The 19,275-nt window shown below is 63.6% G+C and carries 16 protein-coding genes; 7 read left to right on the forward strand and 9 right to left on the reverse strand.

What is annotated here, in order from left to right:
* Positions 1–119: 119 nt before the first annotated feature.
* The 5 genes from GX414_03590 to GX414_03610 form a co-directional block, all read right to left on the reverse strand.
* A complete protein-coding gene (locus GX414_03590; protein ID NLI46167.1) occupies positions 120–1,436 on the reverse strand; it encodes an ATP-dependent 6-phosphofructokinase in 1,317 nt (438 codons plus the stop codon).
* Between the two features lie 54 nt (positions 1,437–1,490).
* A complete protein-coding gene (locus tag GX414_03595; protein NLI46168.1) occupies positions 1,491–2,075 on the reverse strand; it encodes a helicase in 585 nt (194 codons plus the stop codon).
* A 76-nt stretch (positions 2,076–2,151) separates the two neighbouring features.
* The gene (locus GX414_03600) at positions 2,152–3,627 is read right to left on the reverse strand and encodes an insulinase family protein (protein NLI46169.1); all 1,476 of its coding nucleotides are present in this window, start codon (positions 3,625–3,627) and stop codon (positions 2,152–2,154) included.
* Entirely contained in the window at positions 3,624–5,135 is a 1,512-nt protein-coding gene (locus GX414_03605) for an insulinase family protein (GenBank protein ID NLI46170.1), read from the reverse strand. The genes GX414_03600 and GX414_03605 overlap by 4 nt, the downstream gene beginning before the upstream one ends.
* Positions 5,136–5,290: 155 nt before the next feature.
* The gene (locus GX414_03610; GenBank protein NLI46171.1) at positions 5,291–6,010 is read right to left on the reverse strand and encodes a DUF4097 domain-containing protein; all 720 of its coding nucleotides are present in this window, start codon (positions 6,008–6,010) and stop codon (positions 5,291–5,293) included.
* A gap of 234 nt (positions 6,011–6,244) precedes the next feature.
* On the opposite strand from GX414_03610, the gene GX414_03615 reads away from it, so the two are divergent.
* The 7 genes from GX414_03615 (at position 6,245) to GX414_03645 (ending at position 13,557) form a co-directional block, all read left to right on the forward strand.
* Positions 6,245–7,234, forward strand: a complete 990-nt coding sequence (locus tag GX414_03615) for a MoxR family ATPase (GenBank protein NLI46172.1) — start codon at positions 6,245–6,247, stop codon at positions 7,232–7,234.
* 4 nt (positions 7,235–7,238) lie between these two features.
* Positions 7,239–8,132 carry a DUF58 domain-containing protein gene (locus GX414_03620; GenBank protein ID NLI46173.1) on the forward strand — a complete coding sequence of 298 codons (894 nt, stop codon included), beginning with the start codon at positions 7,239–7,241 and terminating at the stop codon, positions 8,130–8,132.
* A 197-nt stretch (positions 8,133–8,329) separates the two neighbouring features.
* Entirely contained in the window at positions 8,330–9,928 is a 1,599-nt protein-coding gene (locus GX414_03625; GenBank protein ID NLI46174.1) for a B12-binding domain-containing radical SAM protein, read from the forward strand.
* A 169-nt stretch (positions 9,929–10,097) separates the two neighbouring features.
* A complete protein-coding gene (locus GX414_03630) occupies positions 10,098–10,373 on the forward strand; it encodes a hypothetical protein (protein ID NLI46175.1) in 276 nt (91 codons plus the stop codon).
* 152 nt (positions 10,374–10,525) lie between these two features.
* Positions 10,526–11,719 carry an aminopeptidase gene (locus tag GX414_03635; GenBank protein NLI46176.1) on the forward strand — a complete coding sequence of 398 codons (1,194 nt, stop codon included), beginning with the start codon at positions 10,526–10,528 and terminating at the stop codon, positions 11,717–11,719.
* Positions 11,720–12,053: 334 nt separating this feature from the next.
* On the forward strand, positions 12,054–12,203 hold the full coding sequence (locus GX414_03640) for a hypothetical protein (protein ID NLI46177.1): 150 nt from the start codon (positions 12,054–12,056) through the stop codon (positions 12,201–12,203).
* Positions 12,204–13,149: 946 nt separating this feature from the next.
* Positions 13,150–13,557 (forward strand): hypothetical protein, encoded by a 408-nt coding sequence (locus GX414_03645; protein ID NLI46178.1) that lies wholly within the window; start codon positions 13,150–13,152, stop codon positions 13,555–13,557.
* A gap of 141 nt (positions 13,558–13,698) precedes the next feature.
* Here GX414_03645 and GX414_03650 read toward each other — a convergent pair whose 3' ends face one another.
* The 4 genes from GX414_03650 to GX414_03665 all read right to left on the reverse strand — a co-directional run bounded on the left by GX414_03650 (position 13,699) and on the right by GX414_03665 (position 19,131).
* Positions 13,699–15,465, reverse strand: a complete 1,767-nt coding sequence (locus GX414_03650) for a hypothetical protein (GenBank protein ID NLI46179.1) — start codon at positions 15,463–15,465, stop codon at positions 13,699–13,701.
* Positions 15,462–17,501 (reverse strand): hypothetical protein, encoded by a 2,040-nt coding sequence (locus GX414_03655; GenBank protein ID NLI46180.1) that lies wholly within the window; start codon positions 17,499–17,501, stop codon positions 15,462–15,464. Before GX414_03655 ends, GX414_03650 begins: the two co-directional genes overlap by 4 nt.
* A gap of 88 nt (positions 17,502–17,589) precedes the next feature.
* The gene (locus tag GX414_03660; GenBank protein NLI46181.1) at positions 17,590–18,489 is read right to left on the reverse strand and encodes a hypothetical protein; all 900 of its coding nucleotides are present in this window, start codon (positions 18,487–18,489) and stop codon (positions 17,590–17,592) included.
* A gap of 66 nt (positions 18,490–18,555) precedes the next feature.
* Positions 18,556–19,131, reverse strand: a complete 576-nt coding sequence (locus tag GX414_03665; GenBank protein NLI46182.1) for a GNAT family N-acetyltransferase — start codon at positions 19,129–19,131, stop codon at positions 18,556–18,558.
* Positions 19,132–19,275: the final 144 nt, after the last annotated feature.

A 19,275-nucleotide genomic window follows, 5' to 3' on the forward strand; every position in this document is an offset into this window, starting at 1 on the left:
CGTTTATTACTTTAATGTTAAAGCGTTTGTTTGTCAATCGGAAACTCGGCCGGCCGCAGCCGTGACCATTGTCCACGCCGGGTCAACACCGGAGCGGCGGGCCGCCGACCGCGGGTAAGCTACTCGTTTTTCAGGGAGGGTTGCCCGGTGGATTCCATCACGGCCAGCCAGATGCTGCCGCGGGGATCCAGGAAGCGTCGCTTGCGGATGACTTCCCGCATGGGCACGTGCACGAACTGGTTATGCCACGACCCCACCACCAAACCGGTTTTTCCGGCCATGCCGGCATGGACCGCGTTCTGGGCCAGGAAGCCGCAGAAGGTGTGATCGCTGCTGTTAGCCGGCACGCTGCGGATCTGGTAGCTCGGATCGATGTATTTCAGCGAGATCGGCGGGCTGGTGGTCGCAAAGTGGGCGTTGATGCGGTCGCGGAGGAACGTTCCAATATCGCCCATATGGGGATTGCCGTCTACATCGAAGCCGCCCGCTTCACCGAAGAACTTCTGACCGGCGCCTTCGGCCGTCACGATCACGGCGTGGCGCCGGGCGAGGAGGCGGTCCCGCAGCACCGCCAGCAGGCCGGCGGGCCCGTCGAGGTCAAAATCAACTTCGGGTACCAGGCAGTAGTTCACCTCCTTCAACGCCAGCGTGGCGGCCGCGGCGATGAACCCCGAGCATCGGCCCATCACCTTGACCAGGCCGATTCCGTAAGGTGCTCCTTTGGCCTCAACGTGGGCGCACTGGATGACCTTGGCCGCCTCCTCCACCGCCGAATCGAAGCCGAACGTTTTCTCCACCAAGTGAATGTCGTTGTCGATGGTCTTGGGAATGCCAACCAGCGCGATCTTGAGCTGGCGGTCGGTGATCTCCTGATAGATCCGCTGTGCCGCCTTGAGGGTGCCGTCCCCCCCGATCATGAACAGCAGGCGGATGTTCATTCGGTCCAGACAGTCACAGATCGCACCGACGTCCTGCTGGCCGCGCGACGATCCCAAGACCGTCCCTCCCTGCGAATGAATGTCGGCCACCGTGTCGGGCGTCAGCTCCAGCAGGTCGTGCCCGTAGTCGGGAATGAAGCCCTGCAGCCCATATTTAACGCCGTAGATGGTCCGGACCCCGTAGATGTAGTGCAGCTCGTTGACCACCGCCCGGATCACGTCGTTGAGGCCGGGACACAGTCCGCCGCAGGTAACCACGGCCGCTTTCAGTTTGGAGGGGTCGAAATATGTCCTACGCCGAGGGCCGGCAGGCTCGAAGCTGATTGGCTCCGTGCCCTGCGCCAGGCAGCGACGGAAGTGGTCCAGCGACAGATCCAGGAGGACGCGGTCCGTCTCCTCGACAAAGTGCCGGTAGCGAATCCTCGACTCGATGCCGGGTGTGCCCAGCTCTTCAATCCGGGTGTCGATCACCTCGCCCTGCTGCATGCGTTCCTCCATCGATTGAGTTTCGCCATCGGCCGGTTCCGCTTGGAAACCGATGCCGCCGCCACCCTAGCGGTTCCAGTCCACCGGTGATGTGCGGATCTCGCCGAAGCGATCCAGATATTTCAGGTGCCCGTGATCCCGGCCGTATTCGAACACCTGACGGGTGATGTCCACATCGTCCCGGCAATAGCGCTCAATCAAATCGAAGCGCCCCTCCTTGTACCAGCGCAGCGCGTCCAGCCCCTGACCGGATTTTCCCCGGCCCAGCGTGGCTTTGGCGATGCTGTCCAGGCTCACGCGAAAGCCCCACTGCTGGGCGATTTTTTCCAGCAGGTCCAGGGTCTTCCTGGCGCCGAGTTGGCGGAAGTCCACATCCGACCGATACCCCCGCAGGACCGCGTAGTCAAAGATCTTAATATTGAACCCGATCACCCGAGTGGCGGCGAGCAGCTCATCCACCAGCCGGCCCGCATCCGCTTCGCGGAAAGTGGTAAACTCGCCGGTGGAGTAATCGTACAGGACCGCCAGCGACAGTTTGAGTTGATGGATGTTCTGCTTGCCGCCGACTTCTTGGAAACTGCGCTGGGTCTCCAGGTCGAACACGACCTCGCGTTCGGCCGGTCCAAAGAGACTGCGTTGCAATGATGCCATGTGGAATCCTGTGGTATGCGGGTTGTTGCGCAGGTGCAGCCGGCAGCAGGGTCGCCGCGCTCCAACGCGCCGGCGCTCACTGCCCCGGCGGCGGCTGCCGATCCGGCCGGCTGGCCGACGCTGCCTCGCTCAGGCGGTAGATCGTGCCGAACTTTTTCAAACCATCTTCGATCTCCCGGACGTTCCCCACCACAACAAAGGTCATGCGGTCCGGATTCAGGTATCTCCGGGCCGTCTCCTGGAGCTGGACCCGGGTGATGGCGCCGGCATGCGCCTGATACTCCTCGAGGTAGCTGCGCGGCCGGTTCAGGATGGTCAGCATCAGAAAATTGGCCAGTACGTCTTCCACCGTGGCGAACCGCTTGACAAAGCCGTTCTTCAGGCCCGAGACCCCCGCTTCGAACTCAGTCTCTCCGATCTTGCCGTCGCGGAACAGGTCGATGATCCAAAGCATCGCGTCCAGCGCCCGGACAGTGGTGTCGGTTTTAGTTCGGCACCGGGCGACAAAGGCAGGGCGGCCCAGTACGTCGGTGTCGAAGATCGAGTCCACCCGATAGGCCAGACCCTCCCGGTCGCGAACCTGCTGGGTAAATCGGGAGGCGAAACTGCTGCCGCCCACCATGTGATTGAGCAGGTGGATGCGGTGGATGTCCGACAGATCCCGCGCCACCGACTGGCAGCCGAAATAGATGGAGCACTGGTTGATGTTCTTCTGCAGCAGGAACACGCCCGGGTGGTCCTGAGGGTCGGGCGGCGATGGAGGCGGTATCTCACGTGCGGTCGGATGTCCCGTATAGAATTCCTCCCACTTCTTGAGCACGCGGCCGGTATCAAAATCGCCGGTGACGACCAGGGCGAGGCCGGCGGGTCCGTAGTGGTCGCCGAAGTAGCGCTGGACCTCGGCCAACGTCACCTTCTCGAGGCCATCCGCCGAGTGCAAGTAACCGTACGGGTGAGTCGCGTACAGCAGCTGCTGGAATTTACGGCCGCATAGGTAGAACGGGTCCTCCGCCGCGGTGTCTTCCTCCGTCCGGATCCGCTGGACGACGTAGTCAAACCGCTCCTGATTGAAGGCGGGCCGGGCCAGCAGCTTGGCGATGATTTCGATGAGCATGTCGGCCTGGTCGCTGCCGATGGTTGCCTGGATGGTCACAAGGTCCGGGCCGCAGTCGATGTCCAGATTGCCGGCGTAATAGTTCAGCAGAGAGTCCAGTTTCTCCACCGTCATGCCCTCGCTGCCGCTCTCGCGGAGCATCCGGGCGGTCACCCGCGCCACCTGAGGCGGATAGCCCGTTTCGAACACCGCTCCGGCTCGCACCACGACGCGGACGCTCAGCAGCGGGATCGAGCGGTCGCTTCGGCAATAGAACGTCACGCCCGCCTTGGAGCGAACCACCTGAAAGTCCTTGCCCTCCGAGGGCAATTTCCAGTTTAGAGGGACCGACGCTAGACGGCTGATGGTCCGACTGCCGCGGCTGACGGATTCGTCGGCCGGCATTGCGGCCGCCAGGGCCAGGCCGGCTGCCACGGTGATGAGCAAACGGGCGATCATTTCGTGCTCCTTTCATTCGCGGACGGCCCACTCCAGGCCACCGTGCGGTTGCTGGGCGTGAACCACTCGCGGGCGACGCGCTGGATGTCGCCGGCGTCGATGCTCTGGAGACGGCTCAGATACAGGTTGTAGGCGGACGGGTCCGTGAAGAAGTCCTGACCCTCGGCCAGCACCGCCGCCAACGCCTCGCCGTCGCGCAGCTGCCGCAGCAGACGGCCCGTTAGGAAACTGCGCGCTTCCTCCAACTCACGCCTGGAGACCGGCTGGTCCTTGAGCCGATTGAGCTGGTCCAGGACTGCCGTTTCCAGCCGCTGGAGTCCTACCCCGTCGCCCGCCACCGCGGTCACGGTGAAAAGGCCCGGGTGGCGCTTCATCTCCCAAACCCCGGTTCGGACATCCGCTGCCAGGCCTGTACGGATCAGCTCCTTGTAAAAAACGCTGGTCCGCCCCTGACTCAGGAGGGTGTCTATCATTTCAAACACCGGGTAGTCCGGATGCGTCACCGCGCATCGGTGGAAGCCGACCACAAGCCGGGGAGCGGCATCTTGCACAATGGTGAGTCGCCGCTCGCCCAACTGAACGGGTTCGGCGGTCAGGGTGACCGGTTTGGTGATGTCCTGCCGGGGGATCTTGCCGAAATACCTCCGGATCAGGTTTTCAGCCTGATCGGCCTGAAAATCCCCCACCAGGACAAGGATGGCGTTGTTGGGCGCATAGTAGAGCCGGTGATAGTCCACGATGTCCTGGCGGGTCAGGTTTTCGATATCCGCCCGCCAGCCGATGACATCCCACTGGTATGGATGGGCCATGTAGGCCGCGGCCAGGAAGTTTTCGAACAGGACGGCTTCCGGCTGGGTCTCGGTGGTTTGCCGGCGTTCCTCTAGCACGACATCGCGCTCAGAATGGAACTCCCGGAAGAAAGGTTCCCGCATCCTGGCCGACTCGAAATACGCCCACGCCTCGAGGCAGTTCGACGGAAAGTACTCCATGTAATGCGTCCGGTCGAAGCTGGTATCAGCGCCCAGCCGGGCGAAGCCCACCTGGAACGTCGCCACATCCAGGTCGTTCTGGATGGTCACCAGTTTCTGGCTCGCCGAGAGCCCCTTGATCTTGAGAAGCAGCACCTCGATCCGGTCATCCAAATCCGAGGGTGCGCGGCCCAGCACTTTCAGCCGGCGAAGCCGGAGCACCTCGCGGAACAGCTCGTCCTGCTTTTCCATCAGCGGGAGTTCCAGCTCGTAGTTCAGCGTCTGGATTTCCTTGGTGCCCTTGAACATCATGTGCTCGAGCATATGGGAAATCCCGGTGATGCCGTTGGTTTCGTTGCCGGAACCCACCTTGTAGCGGATCAGCGAGTGGATGATCGGGGTTTCGTGGCGAGGCACCAGGACGACCTCCAACCCGTTCTCCAGAGTGAACGTCTTCATGGGGATGTGGATCAGGTCCGCCGCGACGGTCAGGACCGGGCTCGCAGCAACCAGACTGGCAATCAGGAGCAGTCGTCTCACGAGTTCCTCCCGGCGCCGTTTTTGTTATTATACGGAAATGCACGGTCCGGCCGGTATCGTTTTCACGAACCAGCCCGAAAATCAGAGGATGCGGTCCGGACGGGGAAGGGGATGCCCTCGGCGCGCGCGACGGGCGCGTGCGCCGAGTGGGCGCTTCAGCGCAGGACGATGTCGCCGCTGACGGTGCTCAGTGTAATCTTGCCGCTGCCCTGGCCCAGGCGGCCGGTGACCTTTTCGGAACCGTAGCCCTTTTTCGTTTCGGATTCTTCCATCTTCTGCTTCACGGTGAGATCCCCGCTGATGGTGCTGAGGCGGCAAAAGGCGTCCCCGCCGCCGGCGAGCACCAGCGTGATGTCGCCGCTGACGTTGCTGATGGCGAGCGAGTTGGCGTACCGTTTATCCAACCGACAGACGACGTTGCCGCTGACCGAAGCGAGATCCACGTCGGACGGCGCGGCCGCCGTGAGGCTGAGCTCCCCGCTGACGGTTTTGAATTCCACCGCCCCGTTCAGGCGCTCCAGCGTGACGGAGCCGGAGATGGACTTCCCGTCCACCATGGCGCCGGCAGGAGCAAAAATCTTGAAGTTCACCGAGCCGCTGCTGCCGAAGAAACCCGGGTTGTTGTGGATCTCCCGGATCACGATCTCGCCATCGCGCTGGGTGACTTCGGGTGTAACATTATCACCGACCACCACGGAATCCACCTTGACATCGGGTTTCTCCCAGCCGGTCACGCTGATGTTGCCGGAGACGGTCTTGATGCGAAGCACCACCCGGTCGCCGACCTTGAATGTCTGGGTCGCCGCCGACACAGCCACGCTCAGAACCAGTAGCGCAAGCATCACGATCAACGTGGGGCGGTATTTCAAGATCATGCCAGCACCTCCTGCCAGGTTTCACTACATGAGACGCACCGATCACGGTATAAAGTTGCATGCGGGTGGTGCACCGTCATCTTACCATGGCCGAGCCGTCGGCTCCATCATCCGGTGCATCTTGACTCCCGCCCCACTCCGGGTATGATAGCGACGGACCGTCCGGCGACCAGACCCGGAGGCATTTGTACCGGTCCGCGGTATCCGCGGACCGATCCCCGTCCAGGAGGCGGTATGGCCAACGTCGACATCCAGCGGCTCAACGAACAGATCCAGGCGGACAGCGCGTTTCTCAACGACATCCGGACCGAGGTCCGGAAAGTGATCATCGGGCAGGAGTATATCGTCGAGCGGCTCCTCGTGGGCCTGCTCACTCACGGGCATATCCTCCTGGAGGGCGTCCCGGGGTTGGCCAAAACGCTGTCGGTGCAGACGCTGGCGCGCACCATTGCCTCGCGGTTCCAACGCATTCAGTTCACCCCCGACCTGTTGCCGGCCGATCTTACCGGCACCATGGTCTTCAACCCGAAAACCGGTGAATTCCACCCCCGCCAGGGCCCCCTGTTCGCCAACCTGATTCTGGCCGACGAGATCAACCGCGCCCCTGCCAAGGTTCAGAGCGCCCTGCTCGAAGCCATGCAGGAGCGGCAGGTGACCATCGGCGACACCACCTTTCCGCTGCCCCAACCGTTCCTGGTGCTGGCGACGCAGAATCCAATTGAACAGGAGGGGACCTACCCGCTGCCCGAGGCCCAGGTAGACCGCTTCATGCTCAAGCTGCGGATCACCTACCCCAGCCGGAAGGAGGAACGCGATATTCTTGACCGAATGGCCACCGCTCCGGAGATTCCCGTCCGTTCCGTCGCCAGCCCGGAGCAGATCTTGCAGGCGAGCGAGACGATCCGCCGCATCTACGTGGATGAAAAGCTGAAGGACTACGTGGTCAACCTGGTCTGCGCCACCCGCACGCCGGCCGACTTCGGCCTGGATCTCAAGGCTCTGATCGATTACGGCGCCTCCCCCCGGGCCACCATCTTTCTGATCCGGGCGGCCATGGCGCACGCTTTTCTCGACGGCCGCGGCTTCGTGATTCCCGAGGACATCAAGGCGATGGCTCTAGACGTCCTGCGTCACCGAATCATCCTGAGCTACGAGGCCGAAAGCGAGGAACTCACCGCCGACGATCTCATCACCCGCGTCTTCGACGTCATCCCCGTGCCCTGACCGGATGTGCCCCGTGAGCCTCTCCCCGGACATCTACCGGAAGATCCGGCAAATCGAGATCGCCACCCGGCGGTTGGTGGACGAGGCGGTGGCCGGAGAGTATCACTCCGTTTTCAAGGGCCGCGGGATCGAGTACAGCGAGGTCCGGCCTTACCAGGCCGGGGACGATATCCGCACCATCGACTGGAACGTGACTTCCCGCTCCGGTTCCCTCCATGTGAAGAAATACGTCGAGGAGCGCGAGCTGACCGTGCTGCTGCTGGTGGATGCCAGCCGGTCTACAGGCTTTGGCTCGGGCACCAAGAGCAAAGAAGAGGTTGCTGCCGAAATCGCAGCCATCATCGCCTTCTCAGCCATCCGCAACAATGACCGGGTGGGCGTCGTGCTGTTCACCGGCGCCGTGGAAAAGTATATTCCGCCGCGCAAGGGCACGCGCCATGTGTTGCGGCTGGTGCGGGAGATCCTGGCCTTCCAGCCCGCGCGGCCGGACACGAGCATTGGAAACGCTCTGGAGTTTGCTTCGCGTGTGCTTAAAAAGCGCAGCATTGTCTTCCTGATCTCGGATTTCTTCGACGCCGGCTACGCCGACGCTCTGCGCGTTGCCGCCCGCATGCACGACCTGGTGGGTATCGCCATCACCGACACCGGCGAGCGGTCGCTGCCGCCGTTGGGATGGCTCCGCCTGGCCGATCTGGAGAGCGGTCAGCTGCGACTGGTTCCGGCGTTCTGGCCGCCGACACGGCGTCGCTATCAGGAGGCCATGGACGCCCATCGGCGCGAGCGTCAGGCGCTGCTACGCAAGCAGCGCGTCGACCAGGTGGAGATTCTGGCCGACGCCTCGTACGAAAAGCCGCTGCAGCAGTTCTTCCGGCGCCGCGCCCGCCGGCTGCGGCGTTAAGCTATAACCACGTCAAAATATACCGGGACACCGGCGGCTATCGGTGTTAAGATATCAACAGTTCGTTGTTTTTGGGTTGCCGTATCACCACAGGCCGGAAAGACACCCGATACTGACCAGAGCAGAAAACACGATCTTCCATTGACCCACTGCCCAGCCACTCATACCGGTCAATATTTCCCGGAACAGGCCGGCTTATGCACATCCTTCTCTACGTACCCGACAACCAGGTAACCGATAATTTTGTTCCCCAGCTCTGGCCAATCCTGCTGCAAAATTTGACCCCATCGCAACACCCGGTCTCCATCATTGACGGAAATGTTGACCGCTACGATGAAGTCGGCTTAGTTGAGTTTATCCATCAGCATCACATCGATTTGGTGGGCATGGGCTTCATGACACGCATGGCCCAAAAGGCCTATCGGATGGCCGATGCCGTTCGAGCCGCCACCACTATCCCTGTCATCATGGGCGGACCGCACGTCAGTGCGCTTCCCGATGAAGCGCTGGGCAGCCAGGGTGGCCCACGGCACGCCGACGCCGTCGTGGTCGGCGAAGCTGAGGATCTCTGGCCCGAGGTTATCCGTGACGTAGCTGACGGACGGCTTCATCGCATTTATCAGGCTCCAACCTGCGCCGGGGCTGCGTCTAAGCCATCCCTCCAAAACTATCCCATCATGCCGTGGGACCAAATGGATATGGATCGATTTGACCTGATGCGCCATGTGCCTGGTGTGGTCCGCAAACTGTTCGGCCGCCTGGGCATCCCGTTCCAACGGGCTTTCGTCATCCCCGTCGAAACTGGGCGCGGCTGTCCCTACGGCTGTGAATTCTGTTCGGTGACCGGTTTTTTTGGCGGCCACGTTCGTTTCCGCACCACCGACAATGTGATAGAGGAAATCCGCCGCCTCAAAGCGTTGGGCCGGCGTGAGAATGCTCTGATGATGGTTTTTTTTGTCGACGACAACTTCGCGATCGACCGGCGCCGCACCAAAAACTTGTTGCGACGCATGATCGCTGAGGATGTCTGTCTCCCGTGGGTGGGACAGGTCAGCGTCAACCTTCTTCGGGATGAAGAGCTGGTTGAACTGATGTCCGCCAGCGGTTGCCGCTGGATTTTCGTTGGGTTGGAATCGGTAGTGCCAGCCAGTCTCGCCGAAGCCCATAAAGACTTCAACAAACCGGGTGAATATGCTGCCACACTAGCCCTCTTGGCCAAGCATGACGTGTACGCCATCACCTCTTTCATTTACGGCCTGGACGGCGATGAAACCGGCGTTTCAAATAAAACACTCGAGCGGATCGGGACCTGGCCTCCCGTATTACCGGTCTTCGGATTGCTGACGCCCTACCCGGCCACACCCCTCTATCGGCGCCTAGAAAAGGAACGCCGTCTGTCGCGCCCCCGCCATTGGTTGGATTTTCAAGCATTTAAGACCGCATTTACCCATCGCCGGATGACAGCCGCAGATTTAGAAGCGGAAGTGTACCATTCCTGGCTTCACAGCTACCGGCCATCCACGTTCCGCCAGTCTCAGTGGTGGCTGAAACGGAACCAAAAGAATTTCGGGTATCAGTTCATGCACTTCATCTCGCGGTTGTTTTTTAGGGGGATCTATTTCCCCCAGAAAAGCCGTTGGGCCTGGTTCCGGCTCTTAATCGCCAACACCCCAACCATAATCAGTCTGATTCGTTCCGGCTTGACCAGGCGCTCGACTGCCGCCCCCGCCAACGCACCGGAACCCGCACTGCAGGTCAGAGCCGCCGTCTCGTCGGCTCAAAATGTCCAACGCTGAAGGAGCCTCTCCCAACAAACGAGGGGCCATTGCAATCCGGCGGCACTGACGCCGCTCGCATCAGTGCATAAAAACCACTGTTCCGCCTGTCTAACGCAATAGTTCCGGTGACCGCCGATCCGGCGCATACGATTCGCGGACCGGCATTCGCCCAGCCCAAGGAGGACACATGCCGAAACTGTTCCGGACAGACATCTTGTCAGAAGCCAACCTGAAGGTCTTTGTGACCGACATCCGCTCCGAGGCCGATCTGGCTGTTTTTGAGACCACGAGCCCGTGGGACGCCAACACGAGCGCCGTCTGGTGCTACACCGATATCCAGAGCGATGCCGACCGGATCGTTTACTTCACTGACAACCAGTGGGACGCCGACCTGGTGGTCTACAAAACCGACATCCAGTCGGACGCCGGGTGGATCCACTCGGCCAAATCTGACCGGCTCTAATCGCGTCGGGATCTGCACACACGCTACGGAGGCTCCCGACACCGGGAGGTCGCCGCTGGCTTGCCACCTCCCGGGGTGCAATTGGCGCAGCGTCCGCCGAGCGGTATAATGGTTTACGTACCGCCGCTGAATCGAAGGCAACAGGAGGCCATATGCACCCCACCGTCTCCGGCCGGGACTTGGAAACTTGGGCCGGATACATGCTGAACCATTCACTGGGCGGCATCGCACCTGACGATGTCGTCATGATCAAGGGCGAACCCGTGACGTGGCCGCTCATAGCTGCCCTCCAGGACAAGGTCATTGCCGCCGGCGCCGTCGCCGACATCTACCTGGTAGCGCCGGACAACGACCGCGGCCGGGTATGGGGCGCCGCCATGGCCCGCCTTGGCACACCCGAGCAGATCGCCCGGGTGCCGGCCTGGCACCGGCAGCGCTATGAGGCCATGACCAAGTATATCGAAATCCTCGGCGCCGAGCGGCCCGAGCTTTATGCCCACCTGTCGGCGGAGGCGGCTTCGGCCATCGTCAAAGCCGACGAGCCATTCAAGAACATCCGGCTGGCCAAGCAATGGCTGCTGACCCTGTTTCCAACACAGGGCTTCGCCGAGCTGGAGGGGCTGACACTGGAGGAATACACCCGGGTGATCGTCCGCGCCTCCACCACCGATCCGCAGATGCTCGAAGCCGTAGAGGATGAGATCCACCGGATCATGTCCCGCACCCGCCGGATGCGCATCGTCACTGCCTGCCCCAAGACCGGCCGGTCGCTGGAACTGGACCTGTCAATCGCCGGCCAGCGCATCGTCAAGTGCGTGGGCAAGCGCAACTTCCCCGACGGCGAGGTTTTCACCAGCCCCGCCGCCAACTCGGTGGAAGGGGAGATTTATCTGGACCTGCCGGTCCTTTACTCCGGAGCCACTATCCGCGGGATTTACCTCCGGCTCGAGGGAGGCATCATCTGCGAGTATTCGGCGGACGAGGGACTCGACGTCCTGCGCGGCATCATCGAAACCGATGACGGCTCCCGCCGCCTCGGCGAGGTGGCCCTGGGCATGAACAACGGCCTGGAGCGAGCCCTCAAGCATCCGCTGTTCGTGGAGAAGGTGGGCGGCACCCTGCACATCGCCATCGGCAACAGCTACAAGGAGAGCTACGTGGACGACCCCGACTCGCCGGAGGGGAAGGCCCGGCTGGAGGAGCTGCGCCGGCAGGGCGCGTACAACACCTCCGCTCAGCACGTGGATATCGTGGCCGATTTCCGCCCCGGCGGCGCCGGACGGGTCGTCTGGCTCGACGACGTCCAGTTGGCGCTGCGCGACAACATCTGGGTGGTGCCGCGCTGAGTCTTCCCGTTATCTAAAGTGAGGCTGATTTGATGGTACGCCGCTTTCCGATTCAGCCCTCCTCTGTCCTTGGGAGGAGACAGACATGATCAGGGGACTGGCGTGGTTGTTTGGATGCTGCGGCTGGTGCTGCTCGGCACGGCGGGCATAATTCTGTCTGCTGGCGCGTACGCGGAGGACACGTCCGCAGGACAAACCGCAGCCGGTGTTCCGGTTCAGCGGGTGCTACGACGACCGGATGCCCGTGCAGCAGCGCCCGCCGGATGACTGACTCGCACGGTTCAGTCAACTGACTGGCAAGTTACTCCCGCCGCCGGAGGAAATTTTCGAACGCGTGTCCATCTCCGACCGAGCCACCTTCAAAGCTATTACCCATGCCATGATCAATTCAACGCTGACTGACGAAACAGAAGCCCCGCTTGGCAACGTACTGGATCTGGCCCTCTACATGGAAACCGTGAAGAGCCAGATGCCCGGCATATGAGGGGAACTGCAGTTGCGCATGTACACACAGTTGCGCCCTGACACCCTGGTTGTCTTGCATCGCTGCCGGGAATTCAGGCAGGGCTCAGACAACGTCAGCTACCACAAGGACTAATCGCAGAAATTCCGCCAGCAGGGCGGCGTGCCGTCCATACAGATATCGATCTCCACCGACGGCCACCGCCCGGATGTCGACGTGGATAACCGGTCAGCCAAATAACCGCCGCCCTTTTCAACGGCCATCTCTCGTCGGCCAACTCCGACGTCCGCGCGGACGATAACGCCGAGCGTCACAACACCCGGAGGTCGAGTCTGACCGACTGGTGGCGGATCTTTTTTGGGCTGCCGTTCCTGGACGCGTTGGGAGAGGACACGGGCGATCCGTTCATCCCCTAAGGAAACACGGGCCGGGCGGAAGATAATCTCCGCGACGGTGAAAGACTTCCTGTCCGCCTGGCTGGTGGAGCAACGGCCGGGAATGTCCGTGCACTATGAGATGGCTCCCTTCCGCATCTTGAAAGCCATGGCGGAGGCCATCCGGGTCATCGGGAAAGTGTCCAGCCTGCACGGCGTGGTCCATCCGGTCCGGCTGGACAATCCACGCCTGCAGCTGGCGAAACACGTTGACCGGGCGCTGGTCTTCCTGTACCGCGTCCCCACCGCTCTCGGCGATGCCATTTGCTGCGAAGAGGGATTTCGGATGTCACCGGACCTTGCGCCCCCAACGGACTCTGACCGCTACGGCCGGTTCTATGCATCGGCGTTCTATCTGTCCATCCCAATCCGGCAAGGCGCCACTCTCTACATGTTGTGGGAGCGGGAGGACAAGAACCGTAAGATCGTCGCATCCAAGATCGAACCCGACAAGGCCCCGCCGATGGACACCCGACCTGCGCCCCGCCGCAGCTCCCGCCGCGGCTTCGGCGCCCGTTGCCGGCGATCCGGGGATGATCGCGGCCGCCACGGATTTCTTCACCGCCTGGCTCCTGGAGCAGGATTTCGACTGGAGCCACCGCCACATCGCACCCCGTACCTTCCCCTGCCTGAACTACTTTCTGCCGGCGGACACACCGCCGATGGACTCACCGGAGGCATTCGCCGGCTTCATCTGCGCCAGCATGGCAGGGGTCTGCGAGAAGATGGGCCCGGTGACCGGGCTGGAGGGTGCGCTGCACACCGCCACCCTGGCCAACCCAGCCGTCCAAATGGTCCGACATGATCACATGAAAGCCTTCACCATTTTCTGCATCCCGAATCCCTATGATGATGCCTTTGACTGCAGCCAACCGTTCGAACGGGACCTGCGCCTGGCGGTCCCACCTACGGCAGCTGAAACGGCACGGCCTTCTCGCTGAAGGCGGCCGGCACCTAGCCAGCCGTCACCTACCTGGTCTGGCGGCAGGAGGACAGCGTCTGGAAGATCATTTGGTACTATTTGGAATTGCCCTGACCATGGGCCAGGCGCCCGTTCGGTTCGAGCGGGCGCCCGGATACGCTCAGGGAATCTGCGCGCTCGCCCGCCGTACGCCCGCATGTCGGGACGTGTACGTCACTTCCGCTTGCCCCTTACCCGACACCAGAAACTGGTACTCCATGCGACCGAAACCAGGCACCGTCAGGAACTGGACCTCCGGACGGTGGTCCACGAAGTCCACTTCGCCGGTGGCAGGATTGATCACCCGCCCACCGGCAACCACCTTCACACCTGACCCGGCCAGCACAAGCGTGTCCTGCGGGTAGAGCTCCACCCGCCGCGCGTGGGCGGTCATGGACGGCATCGCCGCCGGATTGCTCAGGCGCACCGTGACCCGGTGCAGGCCGCCGCCCGCCGGCTCCACGGCGGCGACTTCGAGACCGACTTCAGGCGTTTGCTTGGCTGAGAACAGGACCGCCGCCGCGTTTCGATGGAGCATCTGCCGCAACAGGAACGGGGGCGGTAGCCGGGTGCTCATCTTCACCCAACCGCCGATCTCGATCTCACCGTACTGCGGGTGCGTGAAGGCGCGCCACGGTTGGTACAGTTCGCCTCCGGCCAGGTGGTCGTTGAACCGGAGCCGCTCCAGGGTCCGGGCGGCATCGTCGCCGAACATGGCGCCGGACTCATAGTCGGGGTCTACCTTGCGCTCGGCCGACTGCTTGTTGAAGCTCTCCTCCTCCGACGCGTACAGCTCGCCCACGAGGACGTAGGCGCCCTGGGTCATGGCCAGCCACTCGCTCGAGTCGCCGTAAGTTTCGTAGAGATCCCGCCAGCTCAGCATGTAGCGGTAGCCCGGGGTGATCTTTTCGGCCTGCTTGCCAATGTAGTCGTAGACCGCCACGTCTTCGGGCGGATACTCGCCCTGACTCTTGGCGCTGGGCCCGCGTAAGTACATGCCCCCGAAGTTGTGGAACGTCCAGGCCATGTTGATGTTGGGGCGGGCCTGGATGAATGCGGCCAGCTCCCGCAGGCCCCGGCCGGCGAACGGGTAGGGTCCCGCCCCGCTCTGGACATAGGCGGGCATCCAGTCATAGCCCCAGTTGCGGTTTGGGTCGACGTACCCTTCCGCATCCTCGTTGACCCGGCCGTCGCCGTCGTTGTCGATCCCTTCCGAACCCAACAAGACCCATTCGGCCTTTTCACCGGGCTTGACCCGGACCATCAGGCGGGGATCCTCCGGGTGGGTGCGGTGAGTCCCGAACGGATCGCGCCGGCGCATGGTGCAGATGTTGCCGTCCCCGTCCAGGTCGTCGGGAAAATCCTCGTCCACGAGCCCGTCTTGGTCGTCGTCGAGCGGGTAGCGGAGACTCCGGTTGTTGCTGTGGCTGCCGGGGTCGGCGAAGAAGTGGTGCCGGCCGTCGGGATTCACCACCGGCACCACATAGAAACAGCGCGTGTCCACGAGACGGGTGATTTCCGGATTTTTGCCGTAGCGGGTGAGAAGCTCATTCAGGAGATACAGGCACACCTCGCCGCCCTGAATCTCGTTGCCGTGGATGTTGCCGTCCACGTAAATCGCCGGCTTCTCCAGCTCCGCGCCGGTAGCCGGGTTGTTCACGGTGAGGCACCAGATGACCCGCCCCTCGTCGCTGTGGCCGGCCACGTCGAGCCGGGTCAGCTTGGGGTAGGCTTGATGGAGCGCCTCGAGCGCCCGGCCCGCTTCCTCGTAAGTGTAGTAGTTATCGAACGACAGAGGCACGGCCGCCTGCGCCCTGTCCGCCCGGACGGGGAGGGCCAGCGCCAGGATGATCATCAGGCAGAGGCCGCATGGCGTGATGCGGTTCATTGGACACCTCCCAGCTGGACGCTAATCTCGTCGCCCCACGCCGTGGCCGTGGTGGCGGTGATGGTGGCGCTGACGGGTTGGTCGGTCTGCACAAGCCAGGTGACCGTTTCGGCGCCGTGACCGGCAACCTGCCGCACCAGGCTCCGGGGCCGGCCCTCCAGGAACCGGAGGCCCGCACCCTTCAATTCAAGCACCACCGGTGTGTACTGTGAATTGCGCTGCGCCATCGCCGTGGTATACGGCAGGTAACCGGTGTTTTCCACCCAGGCCTTGACCCGGTGGATGCCGCCGCCGAGCGCCGTCACCTCCACCTTCGTTAGGCGGATCCGCGCCATTTTGTCCGCGAGGGTCAGCACCCACGGGACCTGACCCTCCAGGAGCGGGAGCAACTGTGCCGGCGGCGGCGTCCCGGTGGCGTACGGCGCAGCGCCGCCGATTTCCAACGCCCCGAGTGTGGGGTGCTGGAAGGGTTGCCACGTCACGTATCCCGCACCGCCTAGCACCTTGTCACTGAAGGCCAGCAGGGCTTCGGTTTCCGTATCGAGACCCTCGGCACTTTTCGGCTTGGGCATGGTTTTCATCATCTCGGCCATCTTTTTCGGTGTCATCATGCCCGCCTTGACGGCATTGATGACCATGGCCGGCTGGATTGATGAGGGCGCCCCGGATGACTTGATGAAGGCGGCGATTTTTTCATCGCCCAAAGCCAGGAACTCCCCGCTGGTCATGGTTTCCAGTTTCTCGGGCGTCAGCGCATCCGGGTCGGCCCCGGCCGGCTTGGCCTTCTCCACCACGGGAAGCGTCCAGAAGTCCATGGCGAAGGACGGCCGGCCCAGATGGTAGTAGGCCCACAGCTCGAAGCTGCCGTCCCGGTCGGCCGGTGGGTCGAGGCGCTTGGTGTCTAGTTTCCGATCCTTCAGAAACTCGTTGTACTGCTTGGATAGCACCTCATAGAACTTCAGGTCTTCCGGGAGCGGATTGACCACGGGCCCGAGACCCAGGAAGCTGGCCACCATCGCCTCGGTGAGTTCCATGCCCGGCGGGGCCAAGCGCTTGGCGACCTCCATGACCTCGGCCATGGTGTAGGTCTTGTCCGCCTCGAGGCCGATCCACTTGGCGATGCGCTCGGGGATCTTGATCCGGTTGAAGTCGGCGGTGCCGGTCCGGCCGCCGCGGGGCGGGTTCAGACAGAAGTTCGACCGGCCGAAGGTGACCACCAGCGCGATCTCCGGATGGGCGAAGGCGAAGGCGACAAGCGCGTAGCTCTCCGCCTCGCTGCCGGCCCAGGCGCCGCCGGTGGGTGTAAACGGTTTGAACAGGTGGGGGAAGTTGAGGCCCACATCCACCCCGCCCGGGCCGTCCTCGTTGTAGCGGCCGTCGCCGTCGTTGTCGATGCCCTCGGTGTAGAGCTTGAACTGACCCTTTTCCCCCTTGGACCAGTCCGCCTTGCGCAGGGCGCGGGGTTCGCCTTCCACCGGGATCCACTCGCCGGCCGGATCGGGCACCCGCATCTGGGTGATCAGCCCGTCGCCGTTGAGATCGTCGGGCCCGTCCTCATCGATGCGGTCGTCCTGGTCGTCGTTGAACGGCCGGTCGTTCCGGTTGTCCTCGACGAGCGGCCGGCGGAAGAAGCGGGCCGCGGCGTCGGGATTGCCCAGGGGGGTGATGTACCAGGTGCGGTCGCCGCGGGCCTCGGGCTTGTCCAGCAGGAGCTGCGCCAGGTACAGGGCGGCTTCGCTGGCCACGGGGACGCTGCCCTCCAGGTTGGCCGCCACCAGCACCGCCGGCAGCCGGTGCGACGGCGCCGCCGTCTCGGGACCGATCTCCAGCAGCAGGAGCGGCCGCCCGCCCGGGCTGTCCGCCAGTGCGTGCACCCGTGCCGCGTCCGGGTGCACCTGGGCCAGTTGATGCAGCCGGGCCGCGACGACTTCGGGATCGTGGTATCGGTCAAAAGCGAACGGCGGCGTCTCGCCGGCGCCGGCGGCTCCTGCCGCCAGCAACACCAGCCACACCGCGAGGAACAGTTTGGGTCGCATGGTCACCTCGTCATCGATGCTGGAGAACAAAATTGTCTTACGGAATTTCAGCCGGGATGTTCGTCCACGCACGCGGGGGATCTTCCCACTACAGCTGCGGCCCGCCGGCTTGGACCAGATCGGCAAGTCCGGCCGCCAGCACGGCGACCGTCTCGTCCGGAACACCGTCGGGCGTCTCCGACTGGAGGCGCAGGTCCACCGGGTCGTTGACGTAATCGACCGCCACAAACAAGCCGTCGTGGGTCCGGGCAATTTCCGAGGAGAACAGCTCCAACCCGCACACCCAGGCGATGGACGCCGACACCGAACGCAGCGGCCCCAGCCCGAAACCGGCTTCTTCCTCGGCGGTTACCGGGGCGTAGACGTGGGTCTTCGGGTTCCACCAGAACGGAAACACCCGACCGGCGAAATGGATCACCCGGAACCAGCCGGGCCGGCCGTTCAGGTCCGCCGGACGGACCATGGACTGCAGCAGGTAGCGGTCGGCGGCGAACTCCTGCCGGCTGGCGACCACCTCGTCCAGCGTGGTGGCGCCCACCACCACCCCGTCGCCGCCGCCGCCTTGGGCCGGCTTGATGCAGAAACTCTCGCCGAGTGGCGCGAGATCGAGGGGCGGCAGCTCCGGCACCCGGTCGAAGGGCGGCAGGATGATGGTGCGCGGCGTGTGGGTGGCATGGCTCAGCACGATATGGACCGTCGCCTTGTCCCACTGCAGGCGCGCCCGCTCGTACGGGTTGATCCGATAGACGCCGCGGTCGCTGGCCCACTCCACCACTTCCAGAAACCGTTCGTCGGTGTCGGAGGCGCGGTCCAGCAACCCGTGGAAGGTCAGCCAGCCCTCCCGCAACTGCCGGATGCTGTCGGCCAGGTTGGCCGGGGTCACCTGGATCAGGCCCAGCCCCCGGCTGGCGCACGCGGCCTCCAGCAGGCGGATGAAGCCCGCGTCGTGTTCCCAGTTCCAGCAGATACAGAACGTTCGGTCGGCCATTCACCCACCCGGCTCATACTAACTCATGAACAGATGCGGACGCCCCGCCATCGGATCCGCCCGGATTCACTCGCCGGCCAGCCGGAGCCGGTACCGCTGCTTCCCGCCGTCGGGATTGCCCGCCAACACAAAGCCCGCCCGCTCGAACTGCGCCCGGGTCCCCGTCCAGGCAAAGGCGTCCGGCTGGCGGCCGGTCCGGGCCGGCTTGACCGGATACCCTTCGACAATCCGGCCGCCGCGGGCCCGGATCGCCGCCACCACGGCGGCCAGCAGCGCGGTGGCCACCCCCCGGCCGCGATGGTCCCGCCGGACGAAAAAGCACGGCACCGACCACACGGCATCGGCGTCCGGGCACCGGAGGCTGGGCGCGCGATCCAACCGGGCGAACGACGGACGCGGCCCGTAGGTGCACCAGCCCACCGGTTCGGCATCCGCATAGGCGAGCACGCCCATGACCGCGCCGTTGGCGATCCCCCGACGCAGCCGCCGCCGGGCCGGCTCGCCCTTGACCGCGTCCCACGACTCGCCTTTGGCCAGGCGCCAGTACCAGCACCAGCACCCCCCGCAGGCGCCGCGGGCGCCGAACAGGGACTCCACGTCGGGCCAGAGCGCTGTGGTCACATCGCGTGTCCGGATCTCCATGCCACCTCCTCCCGCCCCCAACATCCGCCGGGCCGTCGACCAGTTGAACCTTCCGCTCGGCTCGTCGGTCTATTCATGCGGAGATATACCACGCCCGGCCGCCGGGACCAAGAGCGAATCCCGACGCCGGGCCCGCAGAGGGAG

Source organism: Acidobacteriota bacterium (assembly GCA_012517875.1).
In the GTDB taxonomy this organism is placed as follows: Bacteria; Acidobacteriota; JAAYUB01; order JAAYUB01; family JAAYUB01; genus JAAYUB01.